Origin of the sequence: Mucilaginibacter kameinonensis (genome assembly GCF_003675385.1) — a bacterium.
GTDB classification, from domain to species: Bacteria; Bacteroidota; Bacteroidia; order Sphingobacteriales; family Sphingobacteriaceae; genus Mucilaginibacter; species Mucilaginibacter kameinonensis.
Genome location: NZ_RCWZ01000006.1, coordinates 123,955 through 141,040, shown reverse-complemented (window position 1 = coordinate 141,040; position 17,086 = coordinate 123,955). Strand labels below are relative to the sequence as shown.

The following is a 17,086-nucleotide window of genomic DNA, read 5'->3' as shown; positions in this document are numbered from 1 at the left end:
CCTTTTATTCACCTGCAATGTGATATTGAGTTTTGACACTATCATAAGTAGCCATATGTGCGTTGGTGTTTCCTTGTTTATCCACAAAGGTTTCGCCCCAGCTAAAGGGCTCCCAAATAAAAGTGCCTTTAACCTTATTGCCGGGTAATGAAAACGCTGCGTCATTCACCTCGCGTTTGAGTTGTGAATATTCAACTACTATAACGTCTTGCTTATAACGGGTGTTAAGATCTGTCAGATTGTTCCGTAAACTGTCAGGTGTGCCATGCCATTCGGGATAATATGATTCGCCAATGATATCGAATTTAACTCCTCTTTTAAGCATATTATCAACAAAGTACCTCGACTCGGTATTTTGCCCGCCACAGGCAATGTGTAGCATAACTCTGATCTTACCGCTCACTTCTCTTACCGTATTTGTACCAGCCTTCAGGAAACCGGCCAGTGTATCCAGGTTTTTAGCGCGGCCATCGGGCCATAAAATACCATGATTAATTTCATTGCCTACCTGCACCATATCGGGCAGCGTACCCTGCTGTTTAAGGGCAATCAGGGTAAGCCGCGTAAATGCTTTTATAGAATCCCGTAATTGCTGGTTATTGAGATTTTTCCATGCGGCCGGCTTATATTGATGGGCTGGATCGGCCCAGGTATCGCTGTAATGAAAATCAAGCAAAAAGCCCATTCCGGCTTCCTTAATGCGCAAAGCCATCTTTTTGGTATCCACCAAACCACAATACCCCTTTGCCGAATAACCGCTATCGGCCTTGGGGTTATTAAAAACGCGAAGCCTTACGTAATTAAAGCCATGGTCTTTCAAAATAGTAAACGGGTCTTTGCTTACGCCATTATCATAAAACTTGCGCCCCTCGGCTTCCAATTGGGGGATAAAGGAAATATCGGCGCCCATAATCAGCTTAAACTTAACGGGAACATTTTTAGCCGGTGAAGGTTTATAAGCCGATAACGCCCCTATACCTATAATGCTTAATGCTATCAGTAATATTTTGTTTACGCTAAACCTGTGTTCCATATTAGTTGTGTTGATAACCAAATTTACATAGTATATTTAATCATAGTTCTGTAAAGGTTATAGAAATTGATCTACATTAAGATAACTACCCCATGCGTTATCTAATTTTGTGATGTTAAACGGCTCGCCGTTAGTTAATTATTATACAAGAAAACACATTATGAATTTTACAGCTTATCAAGAGCTATTTTTCGATATTTTAAACAGCCCTAATCCACCGGCTCCGTACGATAACCCGGATTATTTAAATTATACAAAGCTTAATTGGTCGCGCCAGCAACGCTGGCTAAAAGTTGGGGTATTAAATCCTGATCTGACTACCGCTATTGAGAAGATCAGTAAACCACAAACATGGACGGTAATTACAGAAGCCTGGTGCGGCGATGCCTCGCATACCATACCGTTCCTTCAACGGCTTTCTGAGCTTAACCCGCTCATTAAAGTTGATTACCAGTTAAGGGATTCGCCGCCATTTTTGATTGAAAGTTATCTCACCAACGGCACCCGGTCGATTCCGAAGATCATAATCTCGGATGAAAACAATCAGGACCTGGGCACCTGGGGCCCGCGACCGGCAGAATGCCAGCGCTTATACCTGCAAATGGTTAAAGACCACGTTGAAATGAGCGAGAAGAAGATAGTGTTACAAAAATGGTATAATGAAGATAAAGGCGTAAGCTTTCAGCTGGAGTTTTTGGATATTATAAATCAAACACTATGATTCTGGCCAAAAGGATAAAAAAGACGTCATTGCGAGGAACGAAGCAATCCCAAACTATACAGAGCGGCTCTGCTAATCGGGGATTGCTTCGTTCCTCGCAATGACGTCTTCTTATGTTTTGTTGTTATTTTACCTTCAACTCCTTACCAGCTATATCTTCCCAGCGGTAATAGTGAAAAGTTTTATCGGTACTCATCACCACAAAAATGCCATGCTTAAAAGTATCATTTAACGGAGTAGCAATCACGTCACTGCCATCGCTTTCCCTTGCGGCAACGTTCGCTATTTTCAGCAGTTGATGTTCAAAAGGATTTGCTTTGGTACCCTCTCTGCTAAAAATCTGAAAACGGTTAGCACCCTGGTCAGATACCAGGATATAGCCTGTTGTATCCGTTAGTTTGTAAATCGAAATACCTTCGTGATCGGCCTTAAAGCCGGAGGTGCCGAATATTGCCAGTTCCTGATCACCTTTTTCCGGATCCGCATAATACTGGCGCACGCCTACCTGCTCATCCGAATAGTAGATATAGCCAAGCTCGTTATCAACAGCAATTGATTCTATCTCTTTTTTGCCACTGTATTTACCAAACTTACGCACCAATGTAGCTTTCACATTTCCGGTGCCATCATCTTCAAGCAGATACTGCCAGATGTATCCGCCGTTTTGCGGACCATTTTTGCGGCCTACTATGGCGTACATCTTGCCATTTTTTGCAGTATAAATAGAGATCCCCATCAAATCGCGGTATTCCAAACCGGTTTCTCCAACAAAAGCATCGATACCGCCATTATCTACAGGTTTCATATCCGGCAATGAATAGATCCGGAGCTTGTGGGTCATGCGTTCGGTAGTAATAACAATATCCGTTGGTTTACCACCAAGCATTAAACCGTAGGCAAGGTCGACATTGTTTGGGCGTTTTAAACCATGCACAACTTTATCCTTAATGATTTTACCCTGCAAGTCGAACACGAACAGCGCACCTTCGCTATTTTTATCGGTGCCGATAATAAGGCTTTTAGACGGATCAGCGGGGTTAACCCATATTGCAGGATCATCGGTATCATACAATACCGGTTCGGTAATAACTACGGGTTTTATTTCGGGGGCTGTGCTGCCGGGGATAGTAAGGCCTTTACTGTTACGCACCTGGCTCTGACCGCAAGCGGTATTACCAATAGCAACAGCAAGTGCTACAAAAGCTAATTTGCTTAATTTATTCATTGATCATTATTAAAAAAATGATCCTGCCGGGGTACGCAGGATCATTGCGATGAGTTGATTTATTTTGTTCCGAAAGCGCCGATATAGGTAGCCGGATCAGGAGATACGTAAGTTATCCCGTTTACGGTAATACCGGCAGCATGATGGCGGGTAAAGTTGGTTACGCCGTGATTTAAGGCCGGAGAACCGCTTTGTAAATGGAAATCCCAGTTGGTATCAAAAACAGCATTTAATACTGGGGTTGATTCAGGGTAGTTCACAAATTTAGGATCGTTATCACCTGCTTTGGTACCTATCACTTCGTTAACACCACCAATAATATCTTTTGACGGCTGGAACTGGTTTACCGTGGTTTGATCATAACCATAGTAAAGGTTATTGCTAATCACGGTACGTTTATCTTCGGTAGATTTAGTATCGCGTTTAATACCAAAACGGGTATTGGCAAACAGGTTATTGCGGATATCTGCACGAACGTTGTTCTCCACCCACACAGAACCACCTTTGGCCGATGGCCTGCGCCAGCCGGTGTTCACCATGGTATTATTATAGCATATGATGTAAGCCTGCGGATCACGGTCGCCAGAGTTTGATAGCTTCAGGGCGTTGGTATTGGCACTGTAAACAAAGTTAAAACCAACATCGGCCAAACAGCCAGATTTAAAGTTCATGGCCTCACCACCGGTAACGCCGGTAGTGTAAAAAGTATTGTTGGCAAAAATGATCTTGCCACCTTCAATGTAAGTACAATCTTCCTGGAAGTTGCGCACAGTTGAGTTTACCACAATAAGTTTACCGTTCACATTTGAGAACCAAAGCGCAGGCAGGTTTTCGCCTGCAACAGCTTTATAAAGTCCCATTTTTACCGACGATGAACCGTCAGATGTAGTGTTGCCGCCGTACTCCAAAATAGTATGGTCAAGTACCAGCTCGGCACAGGTTTTGGCTGCCAAGATGCCGCCCCACATTTTTCCGAATTTTTTTGCATCGGTACGGTATGCCGGGTTTACGGTGATCCTTACCGGATTTTCGGCAGTGCCTAAAGAGTATAAGTTACCTTTTACTATAAACTCTGGTTTAGCTATGGTATCCATCAATACGGTTACACCCTCTTCAATAGTAAGTGATTTACCTTCGGGGATAATAATATCGCCTTTGATGATCTGCGTACTGCCTTTTGCCCAAACACCTGATACCTCACCACTTGCCGATCCATCAGCAGAGCTTGTATCAACATCAAGGTTAGCTTTTCTGCAACTGCTAAAGGCTATAGCCGATAGCAGCACCGCCGCGAATATTTGTTTTAGTTTCATTGTAATGCCTTTTATTTATGGTTGATAAATTATGTTAGAGTTTATAGCGAACACCTATCAAATACGTTTGCTTGTAGTAGTCACTACGGATCAAAGTTTGACCGTTTGCTACGATGTTATCATCTTTCAGTGTCGCGTTTTCAGGATTGGTACCTTTCAGGAACAACTTAGCCGGGCTGTTAAGCAGGTTGCCCGCTTTGATAAATACGCTCAGGTTGTTTTTGAAACGTTTTTCGGCAGATGCATCCATCTGGATAAAGCCACGTTGCCAAAGGTCGTTGTTCAGGAACTGCGATACGGTATTGATACGTGGGCCGGTATAAGATCCGGCAATTTGCGCATCCCAGCCTTTTTTGGTGTCTTTATACAAAAATGAAAGGTTAGCAATATGCTCCGACTGACCATATAGTGGCCTGGTTTGATTTACCGAAATCTTGTGGGTATCGCCTGTAGTGGCATCAGTTACATAAGTATCTTTAGGCGTAGTGATGCGCGAGTGGGTGTAAGTATAGTTTGCCTTTACACCAAACTTGTTAAAGAATTTGGTAAAATCAAGCTCCAAACCATAGTTCTTAGCTGTACCAAAGTTGCCCGGCACATAATAGGTATCCTGACCACGTGTGGCATCAGCCTGGAAGCTATACTCAATAGGATTTATGATCCTTTTGTAAAACGCTCCTGCTAACAATTGCATGCTCGCGTCCGGGAACAACTCATACCTTAAATCGTAGTTATCGGCAACGGCATGTTTAAGATCAGGGTTACCACGCTCATTATACTCGTCACCAATTCTTCCGCCCGGAATAAGCTCATAAAAGCCCGGTCTGTTAATTGATTTGAAATAAGAGGCATGTAACTGGTGTTTATCGCTTAAAAAGTATTTCAAGGTTAAGCTTGGCAATACATCAGTATAAGTTTGGTTACCGTTTGGCCTTGACTCACCCTGAGGGAACAGCATCCTGTAACCCTGGTCTGTATGTTCAACACGTGCACCGCCAACTACCTGGATGGTTTTTGTAGTAAATTTAAACATACCATAACCTGCGCCAATTTTTTCAGATGCATCATTGGTTAAAGAGTTATTTACAGCGCCAGCCGGGTTAGTTACGTTAAAGTTGAGCTGGGTATAATTTGTAAAATCGGTACCGTACAACGCACTTGGGTTAGCGGCAGTAAGGTTGTAGTTATTATAGAAGCTGGTACGTTCTTTATCACGATATAAACCACCGGCAGAGAAATCAACATTAACACCAGCAATAGGCGCGGTGTAAGTAAGGTCTAAGTAACCTGCTTTGTCCTCATCGGTATTGCGCTCCCAACGGTGGGTAAGCGATGTACCGTTTGTAAGATAAGTACGCCTGTCAACAAAGTTTTCACGTACACCATTTAAGCTGATGGTTGTGTTGTTAGGCACTTCGTTTTCGGCCGAAGAGTAAACTGCCGACCATTGTACTTTTAATTTATCGTTGAACAACTTATGATCACCACGTAATGTTCCGCTGTAAATTTGTTGTTCGGTAAAACGGCTGCGGGTTGAATAACCTAACTGCGCGTTTCCTTTGTCCGGATCATAATCAGTTGAAAAACTGGTAGATTTTTCATCACGGACTTGGATACTGGTCAAATTAACATAAGTATTAAAAAAGCTCAATTTATTGCGGCTATCTAATACGTAATCAATTTTTGAGAATACGCCGTAACGTTTTTGCTGCTCAGAGTACTCCCTATCGGCACGGCTGGTTACCGCGGCATACTCGGCTGTTGGAACAACTTTAGTGTTGTAAAATACACTGTTGCTACCACGATAGGTGTTCTGGTAACTACCGGCTACTAACACGCCCAATTTGTTGTTAAAAAAACGCTGACCTAATGACAAGCTACCAACAACATTTGGTGCAGGGTGTTTAAGCGTATAGTTTAAAGTTCCGGTACCAAAATCGGCCTGGGTTGCCTGATAAGCTTTACCATTAAGTTCATAAGGCGATTTGTGATTGATGCTTGAATAATCGTAGCTCATAAACTTACGATCTAAAAGCAACTGGCTGTAACCACCGGCAATATTGGCGTTTACTTCAAAACGCTCAGGAGCATCCTTCATTACCAGGTTAACAACACCGCCCACAGCGTCACCTTCAAGATTAGGGGTTAGCGTTTTATAATATTCCAGCCTTGATAGCAGGTCGGAAGGGAAAATATCAAGTGGTACGTAGCGATATTTGTTATCAGGGCTTGGGATTTTTATACCGTTTACCAGAGTATAGTTGTAACGTTTATCCATACCACGTAAAATAGGATACTGAGCGTCACCATTTGTATTACGCTCAACAGATACACCGGAAACACGGGAGATCACATTAGCTACCGTTAAATCCGGAGATACTTCGATGGCCCTGCCCGATACAATGTTCATTACCTGTGTAGCCTGTTGTTCGATACGACGGGCAGTTCTTTCGGTCGAACCATTTCCGTGAGATGATACGGTGATTTCCTGTAGTTGTTTGTTTGACTCTTCAAGGTATACTTTCAGATGCGGGTTGTCATCTTTAGATACTTCTACCTGTTGCGTTGTGGTTGTGTACAAAACATAAGATACCCGTACAGTGTAAGAACCTTTAGACACATTCTTCAATTCAAACGAACCATCCAGACCGGTGGTCGTGGCAATCTTCGTTCGATCGAGACTTACGGTGGCCCCCACCATAGGCTCGCCGGTTTTACGGTCATAAACATGACCTTTTAACTTTTGTGCGTTAGCGGCGGTAACACACAAAAGCAGGAGTAATAATGTTTGTAAGTATTTTTTCATTTTGCGAAACGATTAATGCAATTGTGATTTGCTTTTTGATGGCGCAAAAGTGTTTAAACCAACAATACATCTGCTAAAATATGCCGTTACAAAAAGGAAACAGCGTTACATGAGGCGTATACGCAACAGCAGCACAAAATTACAATTAGTTGATTTTCAATAATATAACAAAAACACAAACCTCCATTATCATTCAGTTACCGTTACATTAAGCTAATGTTAAGCTGCAAAAAGACAAAGAAATCAACAGCAATTAAACTACAGGGCCTGTATAAAAGTGGTAAGGTTTTCACCCTGATCAATATTGAGTTTCTTACGCAAACGGTAGCGGGCAACCCGCAAACTGTCAATAGAGATGCCTAATAACCCGGCAATATCTTTTGAATCCATATTAACCTTAAGCAGGGCTATCAAACGCAAGTCGGTTGAGGTAAGATCATTGCTCTGCTGCTTCAGTTTGTCAAAAAAACTTTGGTGAACTTGCTCAAAAGCAACGGTGAACTCTTTCCAGTGCTGCTCGTGGTTAAAGCTTTGGTTTATTTGCTGGATGATTTGCTGCATCTGCCGTTTCTGATCGCGCTTATCCTCTTTCACCATATCCTGCAGGGTATTGCGCATGCTCTCCAACAACTGGTTGTTCTTGATGAGGTTTAATGTGTGCGATGATAGTTCCTGCCCTTTAAGTTCCAGCTGCTGTTTAAGGCTTTCTTCCTGTAGCTGCTTATTCTTAAGTTCCAGCTCCATTAAATCGCGCTGGGCTTCAAATATCGACCGGTTTTGTTCGGCCAGGGCACGCTGGTCGCGCATTTTTAGGCGCTGCCTGCTGAAGGTTACAAAACCAAGTATAATCAACAGCAGGGAAATAGTAACTCCCGCAATGGTGACAATCTGGTTGGTTTTACGGATGTTATTAAGGCGAACAATCTCATCGCTTTTTTTATCCATATCATACAGCACCTGCAAAAATGAGGTTTGCTTCAAACTTTCTCTCGAATATACATCAAGCGAATACTTACGGCTAAGCTCAAGATAATGGTAAGCGCTATCCATACGGTTAAGCAACTGGTATGATTTCCCCAGGTCTCGACAGGACGCCGCTAACTGGTATAGGTTTCCTGTTTTTAATGATAGCGCATAAGCTTTTCGCGATTGCTGGATCCCCGCTTCATATTTGCCGGTTTTCCGTAAAATATCGCCGATGTTATTGATCACCTCAATGCTGGCAACCTCGTTATTGTACTTATTGTAGATCTCTAATGACTTTTTAAAGCAGGAATATGACGAATCGTAATTGGCCAGATCTTCGTGGATACTCCCAAGGTTCTCGTATATTTTCGCCTGCCCGTAATCGTCTCCTATGCGCTGGTAACTTTTCAGGGCCAGGCGCTGGTAGTAAAATGAGCTGTCATATTTGTGATGCTTCTCGTATAAGTGACCTATCGCTCCAAATATTTCGGCTTGCCCCTTTTTGTTGTTGGTCGCCTTGTAAAGGTTTAGCGCCCGGTTATATAGTTGAAATGATTTATCCGACTGCCTGTTGTAATAATACAGGATCCCCATCTTGCCCCAGTTTTCGGCCAGCAGGTCCTTATTACCTATCTGTCCGAATACTTTATCGGCATGCAAATAAAAATCAAGTGCCTGCGCGTAATGTCCCTGGTTAAAACAGATCTGCCCCATTTGCTGCAGGCTCATACCAGCAGTAAGGTTATTGTTATCCTGAATTGCATCGGCATGTATCTTTTTCAGAACGAGGAGTACAGAATCGGGATGCTGCTGTGCAAGTAACTGTAGTTTCTCAAACCGGTCCGTTTTGTTTGACTGAGCCCGGGCCGATGTGCCAGATATTAATACAAACAGGTAAAATGTAAGTTGAATAATCCTGATGTAGCGTTTAATCATATCTGAAAATTGAGCAGGTGCCATTGCAAAGAAGTCGCCCTCAGCTACCTGAGCATAAAAAGGCAAACAAAAAAAGCATTTCAATATGAACTTAATGTTAACCAACAACCATGTGTTAACTATTTTACATTCATTGGTTGGCAATGGCAGTTTTTTAATTCCCTCCCCCGGGAGGGGTGCGTTGGAATTGTGTGTTGGCAGGGAGGGGTTTATACAGCTTTGCTACGACAGGGACATCTCGCTAAAACCCCTCCCTACACCCTCCCAGGGGAGGAAATCTCACTATCCAACGCTTTTTTCTCTGTCAACTATGACCGCCTCAAAGTCTCTTACTCTTCGTCCTGCGTTTCTTTAAGTTCGTCTTCTTTTTTGCCTTTGCCCAAATGGATAATAGGTTTATCCTGGGTACCGGTGATAGTCATCGGGATTCCGAAAATACCGAAAGGCGGCAGTCCCAGCCTGAATTTCAGGTTCAGCTTGCCATCCAAACCTACCTGCCCTTCAAACCTTGGCCTGAAACCTGCAATACGCATTTTAGTGCGCTCAATGGTCATGATGTTGTTGGCTATGGTTGATTTGATATCAACCTTTTTAACATCACCGTGTCCAACGCTGTCGTGCCCGGTTTGTTTGCCTACAGCACTCAGTAGCTTCAACCCATATACCTTAACCTGTTTTACTGAGAGTACGCCACCGCCTTTTAATGACGGATAAACAGGCTTCATGTCGCTGTTAAGCTTGCCGGCCAATTTATAATCCAACGATACAACACCCTGCACATGCTCTGCCGAAGTAGCCATATCATGGAACAATTTAATCTCGCGGTAGGCACGTTGAATGTCAAACTCCTTAGCGTTGATGTGGTAGTCAAAAAACGCCTTCTGCGGATTGATGCTGCCATAAGTGGCATCCATTACTACAGGCGCACCAATCAGGCTGAAACCTGTTTGCTTAAGTACTATCTGCCCGTTGGTAATGTTCATCGCGCCTTTGGCATCACTGATATCCAAACCGTTATATTTTACTTTTTTAACATCAGCGGCAAAATTAAGATCGAGGTTAGATGGCACCAATATCACACCTGATGATTTGGTTGGCTTGGCAGAAGCGGGAACACCGGCAAAGGCCATAAAATCATCGGCTATGATCAGGTCACTCTTCAGGTTAAACTCCCCTTTTAACGGCGAGTTTGGTTGCATGGCATAACCTATCACGTTGGATAAAGCACCATCAAGCACCACTATCGATTTACCATAGTTGGCCTTAAACTGGTCGAACTTCATTTTATCCTGGTTAAAGCTGAATACGCCGTTGGTAATAAAAAATGGTTTCGGGAACAGCTCAGTTGTAAGTTTGATGTTTTTTACCCTCATGCTGCCTGAGTTGTCCAGCTTATCATAATGCCCCGTGGTGGCATCGCTTTGTTTCCCTTTCAGCTTAAAGTTGGTGCTTACAAAGCCATTTACATCATACCCTTTAACGGCAAATACTTTGTAAATTTTACCCAGGTCAAGGCTACCGCGTGAAGCTACGTTATAATCAAGGTCATCAAAATTACGCAGGTTAGCCCTCAGCAAAAATGGCTGATCTTCAAAATTGAACGATACCGGTTTAATATTCACCTTTAGTCCTTTCAAGGATCCGGTGTTGTTAAAAATATTTACGCTCACCTGCACATTTTGCATAGGGTGCGGATAGTATTTGGTTTGGATGTATCCATTTTTCAGGTTGATCTCCGCATTGGTAACCGGGAAGATCCGGCGGGCAGGAATATACCGGCCTTTGCTTTGCAGGTTAGCATCAAAATCACCACGGAAGTCAATGCTGTCTATAGGGTAAAACTGCTTGATATCATCTAAATGAAATTTAGCATTCAAACCGGCATCAATTAAGGCCCCAGCCTTATTGCTTAGTTTCAGATAGCCTTTTATGTAATTATTAAGCGCGTTAATGTTCAGGTTACGCACATCCATAGTGGCATTGGCAATGTTATGATCCGGACAGGCGGCATCCAGATCAAAGCTGATATTATTGATAGCTTGCGGCAGCTTGCTGTATTTAAAATACCCGTTCCTGAACGTCGACTTAAGTTTAAATTGAGGAATACTGGTTATCACGGTATCAACCTTTTGCCTTAGCCCTGTTTTCCTGATACCGGTAGTGTATTTACCTTCGGCCAGTAAATGTAAACCATACCTGCCTTTTACCTGGAATGGCTTAATACCAAAAACCTTGTACCATTGCTCCAGATCAATTTCGGTATTCACTTTAGCATAAATGTATGGCGATTTAATCCCCCTTACTTTCAGCACCGAACCAAAATAATCCTTACCAATATTAAAATAAACCGAATCTATATTTAATTTTAAACTGTCGGGGTTAAGACCGGGCAAACTTGCATCCATGTTCAGGTACAAGTTTTTAACCGGTGCAGGGGTACTCTTGTTAACGATGGAGCCGTCGCGCACTTTCATGCTGATACCCAGGTTAGGCATAATATTTTTTGAGGCGATGTACTTTCCGCTAAGATCAAGCTGGATGATGCCGTTACCGCTGATATCCATGTTATCAACATATTTGGCATATTCATCCGGTATGGCGGTAAAAACATCGCCAAGATCATTCTGATCGCTCCTGATCTTGAAATCCATATCATAGCCATCTTTCAGGAACTCAAACCGGCCTTTAAATTTAACCGGGAGCTTATTAATAAGCAGGTCGTTTTTTTGAAATGCGAAAGCCAATGATTTGGTATTAATACTGGTTACCAGATCGGCATTTACTTTTTTCTTAAGTACGTAAGCTTTGTTACCGTAATAAAAATCAACCGAAGCGGCATCCACATGGCTGTAAAGGTCAAAGATATCCTTACTTAAATCACCGCTGCCTTTATAGTTAAATTCCCGCGCGTTGATTTGCATGGGCAGCGAGCGGTCGTCATAAACCAGGTGGCTTTTATCTATCAGGATCTGCTCAATTCCCAAAGAAGCACTGGCGGTATCTGCTTTATCATCCTGTTTGGGGGGTGATGACTTATAAACGTTATAGTTAGCTTTGCCCGCACTATCCACCTGTATGTTGATCAACGCATGGTCAAGATAGATCTTGTTTACATTGATCTTGCTTTTAAAAATCGAAGAAAGGTCAATAGCCAATGAAATTTCTTTAGCTGAAACCAGCGTGTCATTCTGAAAAGGCGCGCTGCCGTTCAGCGCAAAATCGTTAAGTGTTAACGTTAGCGACGGGAACTTTTTAAAGAAAGACAAGCGTGTACTTGAAAATGAAAGTTTGCTGTTTACGCTGCCGGCTGCCCATTGTTTTATTTTTTGCGTTACTGTTTCGGGAAAAAGGTAAGGCAACAGGAACATCAACAGCAATAAACTAACAACGGTAATAGCGCTTATCTTAAGCGTTTTAACCAATATTTTTTTCAAGGGGAACGGCATATGAAATTATTATAGCTAACGAAGCATGAAAATAGTCATAAAACCTAATTATTAGATATCAAATTATGATGATTGTAATGTTAGGGGAAAGTGATCTTTGCGAAGGGGGCAGCGATAACACCACAGGCTAAAAATAGATATGTCATTGCGAGGAGCGCCAGGGAGGGAGCCTCGGAGCGACGTGGCAATCTCGTAGCCATGCAAAACGACCATGCTCCCGTGCGATTGCTTCGTGCCTCGCAATGACATGGATTTTTGTATTATGGATAAACGAAGTACGCAACCACTAACTTCGACCCAAACATCAAGTAAATATTTAAACAACAACGGGCTCGCAAATGCGAACCCGTTGTTGTTTAAGAGATTACCGATTGCTTATTTAGCTGCCAATTTATCTCTTAAAGTTTTCATATAATAACCACCAATTACGCTGCGCGCCTGGAAGCCTACCATTTTACCGTTGGTAGTTTCATGCCAGTCGCTTAGTGGTACGCGTGATGATGTTTCGGTAGCGAATTTATAAACTGGCGCAACTAAAGCGCTAAAATCTGCTTTGTTATCGGCCATAGCTGCTGTCCAAAGGATCCAGTCGCTTTTGGTATAGGTTTTACGGCTATCCAATGGTAAACCAAACTCATTTTGGTGTGCCAAATAAAATTTAAGCTCCTTATCATATACTTTTTGAGGGAACAATTTTAAGCCCAATACCTTATCCCAAACCATATTATATTTCTGGCTCCAGGTATCTTTGCTGTCAAACACCAAACCGTAGTGGTCGCCGGCGTCGGCTTTTTCCTGCCATTTTTTAGCCATATCCTTAGCCATCATCTTGTATTTTTTTGCGGTAGCGGCATCGCCCATCATACCAGCCAGTTCACCATAAGCATCTATAGCTACAATAGCTTTTACCGACAAGTTGGCATTATGAGCCAGGTGACCGGCAAAGTCATCGGTACACAATTGGCTGCCCGGATCAAAACCCGATTTAGCAAGGTATTCCGTCCAGATGGTTAAAGTTTTCCAGTGTTTTTTTGCATAGTTGGCGTTGCCTTCAACTTTTGCCAAGGCAGCGTTTAGAATGATCATATTTCCACTTTCTTCTACCGGCATATCCTCGCCATAAGTTTGACCGTTAGCCAATGGATAGGTACCCAAATCATGAGATGAGTAAGGTTTGTTCCATTTGCCGCTTTCGCTGAAGTAGAAGATACCGCTCATCATGCCCTTCAACAAATCAGGGTTGTAGATCAGGTACATTGGAGCAGATGGGTACGTAATGTCAACCGTATTGATTGAACCATTGCTGAAGTTCTCTTTAGATAAGAACAACAATTCGCCTTCAGGGCTTTTAACCACGTGGTGCGCGGCAATGCTTTGACGATACGCCATTACGCATAGTTTAGCATATTTTTCGCCTCCGGCTTTAACCGCATCGCCCCAGATCTGAGCATCAGTTTTTGCGCAGGTGCCCATTACTTTAGCATAAGTTTTGGTAGCATCGCTTAATACACCTTCAATAGTAGCGCCCGGGGTGTTTCTCCACCATGGCCTTAAATTGTTTTTAAAGTATTGGATAGCATAGATATCGTCATACCCAACCGAAATAAATTTAGAAACCGGGGCAGCAGTAACTTTACCAAATGGCAACACCGTACTTAACATGAATTGTTTACCTGTAGCTGTAGCTTCGCCTGTTTGAGCGCCCAGGAATGATGATACTGCGCCGCTTTCAGGAGTGATGTATTGTTTAGCACCCGCGGTTGACGAAGCTACATAAACATAGCCCCAGTCAATACGTACGTTATCGCCTTTTTTCTGCAATACAGGCTGTTCAACAGTACCTGCTTTTAATAATTTAAGCCCGTTCTGGCCGTATTTTGATGCAATAACTTCTTGTGCAGGTGTATTTACAGCAAGGTTAGTTGATATCCCCTGGTAAATCTGAACATCATGTGCTTTACCATCAGTTGATTTTAGCTGGTAAGTGATGTATGATACCGGGGTGGTAAGCAATTTCAGATCGCTCATAACCAACGGCGAAGTGAAAGTAAGTTTCAGGTTAACCTCACCTGCTTTAAAGTTATATACGGTTTGGGTAGCAGTAACTTTAACGCTGGTTTGTTCGGCCAGTTTAACGGCTTCATCATCCTTACTCAATACTTCCTCGGCCAGACCGGCATCAATAAATGAGCCGCCACCGGTGTTTTTGCAATGAATAGCCAAAACGTTCTCGCCTACTTTTAAATTTGATTTTGCACTGGCAGATAATGCAACAGTTTCAAAATCGCCATTAGCACCACCTTCGGTAGCAATCTGCTGACCATTAAGGTATACTTCGGCTTCATCATCATGATAGATTTTCAGCATCAAACGGCCTTTTGGTAATTCGGCAACATTAAACTTACGACGAACCCAAATGTCTTTACCTCTCCAGTCGGTGCCTTTGCCTGCACGCTCATCGCCAAACGGTGCAGCTCCGCTTTTCCAGGCCTGGTCATTGAAGCCCGGTTTTTCCCAGCCTTCTGCCGGAGCAGTTTCGGCCTGGTATTGGCTGGTGTATGATTTTTCGTCGGTAGCGGCTAAAATGGTTTTATAATTAACGGCCGATGCGCCCAAAAAACGGTAGTAGTTACCATCAACCTTAATAAGGCCCAATAATGATTGGTCTTTTCCTGTCCAGTGTTTGGTGGTCGATTCGTTCAGCTTATCAGTGTTTGACCAAATGCTGAAATAAGTGTTGTGCGTGATTAGCGGATAAGATGGCATCTTGTCCTGAGCCAACGCTGTTTGTGCAACAAACGATGCCGCCAGTCCGGAAACAAGCAGGTACGTTTTTTTGAAAATGCGATTCATAAACTACGTTTTACTTTTTGGTTTTAATATTTATTGTTGGGTTTTATTATTTACTCTTATTACCCGGCTTTGGAAAAACCTGGTGTGTATTTGCCCAAGTATGCCAAAGGCTATCCAGTTGGTGCACCTTTTCCGGGTGTTTTGATTTCAGATCGGTAGTTTCGGTTTTATCCTGCGACAGATCATACAAATGCCAGGTAGTATCATTACTTAACGATACCAGCTTCCAGTTTCCTGAACGTGCATACCTAGCCCCGAAATGTTCATTAAACAGCTCTTCATGACCGGGAGTTTGTTTGCCTTTAAAGCTTGGCACCAGACTAATACCTGTAGTTGGCGGAATGTTATGCCCTTTATAGGTTTTAGGATATTGGGCTCCGGCCAGCTCAACAAATGTGCTCATGAAATCCATCACATGGCCTACATGGTCATTAAACCCGCCTTTATTAATGGTAATTCCCTTTGGCCAGAAAGCAATCATCGGGGTATGAATGCCGCCCTCGTATGATTCGGCTTTCCAATACTCATAAGGGGTGTTGGCTACGTTTGCCCAACGAGGGCCGATAGATGAATATGTAGTTTCCGGACCCGGCAGCGCTTCTTTTTTTGTAGCATAAACTATTTTACGGCCATCGCGGGTTTCATTGGGGCGGTCAAATCCGGGACCATAAGCAGCACAGTTTTCAGCGCTGGCACCATTATCCGACAGGAAAACAATCAGTGTATTGTCCAGCTGACCGGTTTCTTTCAATGTTTTAATGATACGGCCAATGCCCTGATCCATCCCGTCTATCATGGCAGCATGAACAGCCATTGCCATAGCATCCCACTCTTTATCCGGGTTATTTTCCCATTGCAGGTCGCCCTTCCATCGGTCGGACAGCTTAGTTTTTGCGGGGTCGATGAGGCCAAGCTTCACCATTTTTTTGTACCTCGCTTCGCGGATGGCCTGCCAACCACCTTTGTACGTGTCTTTATATTTGACAATATCCTCAGGCTTTGCCATCAGTGGCCAGTGCGGTGCGTTTTCGGCAACGTACAAAAAGAAGGGCTTTAACGATTTAGCATAGCCCTTGATATAAGCTACCGCCGTATCGTTAATAGCATCTGTATGATAGTAGTTTTTGGGGACTGTTTTAATAGGCGTGGTGCCGCTAACCAAACTAAACGGATCATAAAAATCAACCACACCCCAAATAGTGCCGAAAAATTTCTCGAACCCGCGGCTGGTTGGATACTGGCTAATCGGCGAAAACTCAGGATAATTTTTATGATGATTTAACCAGGCCAACTGATCCTGGGCGTTAGGCTGGCCATTGGTATTTGACACATGCCATTTGCCCGACATTGCCGTATGATAACCGGCAGATTTCAAAACTTCGGCAAGGGTTACAGCATTATCGGTGATATGACCAAGATAGCCAGGCTCGTCTTCAGCATCGGTCATTTTGCCAATGCCTGCCTGCTGATTATATAAGCCGGTAAGTAACGAAGCCCTTGTTGGGCAGCAACGTGATGTGTTATAGAACTGCCTGTAGCGGATGCCATTTTGAGCAAGATAATTGATATTTGGTGTATTAACCTCACCGCCATAGCAGCCCAGATCAGAAAAACCCATATCATCGGCCATGATAACAATAATGTTAGGTCGTTTCTTTGGAGGCTCAGGTTGTTTGGCAGTTTTTGTTTGCCACGCAGCCGAAACAAGAGCTATTGTACCGGTAAAAAACAAACCGGCATATAGTTTATATTTATTCATAGGCGATCATATTACCTGCGCAAAAGCT

At 43.1% G+C, this 17,086-nt stretch carries 9 protein-coding genes; 1 reads left to right on the top strand and 8 read right to left on the bottom strand.

Annotated features, from left to right (window positions below):
• Nucleotides 1-4: 4 nt before the first annotated feature.
• On the bottom strand, nt 5-1,033 hold the full coding sequence (locus EAH55_RS27775) for a glycoside hydrolase family 53 protein (RefSeq protein ID WP_121812561.1): 1,029 nt from the start codon (nt 1,031-1,033) through the stop codon (nt 5-7).
• Between the two features lie 160 nt (nt 1,034-1,193).
• Between EAH55_RS27775 and EAH55_RS27770 the strand changes: the two genes are divergently transcribed.
• On the top strand, nt 1,194-1,754 hold the full coding sequence (locus EAH55_RS27770; RefSeq protein ID WP_121812670.1) for a thioredoxin family protein: 561 nt from the start codon (nt 1,194-1,196) through the stop codon (nt 1,752-1,754).
• Between the two features lie 124 nt (nt 1,755-1,878).
• On the opposite strand, the gene EAH55_RS27765 is transcribed toward EAH55_RS27770, so the two are convergent.
• The 7 genes from EAH55_RS27765 to EAH55_RS27735 form a co-directional block, all read right to left on the bottom strand.
• On the bottom strand, nt 1,879-2,979 hold the full coding sequence (locus EAH55_RS27765; protein ID WP_121812560.1) for a phytase: 1,101 nt from the start codon (nt 2,977-2,979) through the stop codon (nt 1,879-1,881).
• 59 nt (nt 2,980-3,038) lie between these two features.
• A complete protein-coding gene (locus tag EAH55_RS27760) occupies nt 3,039-4,292 on the bottom strand; it encodes a right-handed parallel beta-helix repeat-containing protein (protein ID WP_121812559.1) in 1,254 nt (417 codons plus the stop codon).
• Nucleotides 4,293-4,326: 34 nt separating this feature from the next.
• Entirely contained in the window at nt 4,327-7,098 is a 2,772-nt protein-coding gene (locus tag EAH55_RS27755; protein WP_121812558.1) for a TonB-dependent receptor, read from the bottom strand.
• A 258-nt stretch (nt 7,099-7,356) separates the two neighbouring features.
• On the bottom strand, nt 7,357-9,000 hold the full coding sequence (locus tag EAH55_RS27750) for a tetratricopeptide repeat protein (RefSeq protein WP_121812669.1): 1,644 nt from the start codon (nt 8,998-9,000) through the stop codon (nt 7,357-7,359).
• A gap of 329 nt (nt 9,001-9,329) precedes the next feature.
• Nucleotides 9,330-12,434: a DUF748 domain-containing protein gene (locus tag EAH55_RS27745; protein WP_162997076.1), complete on the bottom strand. Its 3,105-nt coding sequence runs from the start codon at nt 12,432-12,434 to the stop codon at nt 9,330-9,332.
• 387 nt (nt 12,435-12,821) lie between these two features.
• Complete coding sequence (locus tag EAH55_RS27740) at nt 12,822-15,299, bottom strand: glutaminase family protein (protein WP_121812556.1); 2,478 nt, start codon at nt 15,297-15,299, stop codon at nt 12,822-12,824.
• A gap of 46 nt (nt 15,300-15,345) precedes the next feature.
• Nucleotides 15,346-17,058 (bottom strand): arylsulfatase, encoded by a 1,713-nt coding sequence (locus tag EAH55_RS27735; protein ID WP_121812555.1) that lies wholly within the window; start codon nt 17,056-17,058, stop codon nt 15,346-15,348.
• Nucleotides 17,059-17,086 lie beyond the last annotated feature (28 nt).

Excerpts from the sequence above, each read along its gene's own strand:
- EAH55_RS27755 (WP_121812558.1), bottom strand. The coding sequence starts at position 7,098 with ATGAAAAAATACTTACAAACATTATTACTCCTGCTTTTGTGTGTTACC.
- EAH55_RS27760 (WP_121812559.1), bottom strand. The coding sequence starts at position 4,292 with ATGAAACTAAAACAAATATTCGCGGCGGTGCTGCTATCGGCTATAGCC.
- EAH55_RS27750 (WP_121812669.1), bottom strand. The coding sequence starts at position 9,000 with ATGATTAAACGCTACATCAGGATTATTCAACTTACATTTTACCTGTTT.
- EAH55_RS27770 (WP_121812670.1), top strand. The coding sequence starts at position 1,194 with ATGAATTTTACAGCTTATCAAGAGCTATTTTTCGATATTTTAAACAGC.
- EAH55_RS27740 (WP_121812556.1), bottom strand. The coding sequence starts at position 15,299 with ATGAATCGCATTTTCAAAAAAACGTACCTGCTTGTTTCCGGACTGGCG.
- EAH55_RS27735 (WP_121812555.1), bottom strand. The coding sequence starts at position 17,058 with ATGAATAAATATAAACTATATGCCGGTTTGTTTTTTACCGGTACAATA.
- EAH55_RS27765 (WP_121812560.1), bottom strand. The coding sequence starts at position 2,979 with ATGAATAAATTAAGCAAATTAGCTTTTGTAGCACTTGCTGTTGCTATT.
- EAH55_RS27775 (WP_121812561.1), bottom strand. The coding sequence starts at position 1,033 with ATGGAACACAGGTTTAGCGTAAACAAAATATTACTGATAGCATTAAGC.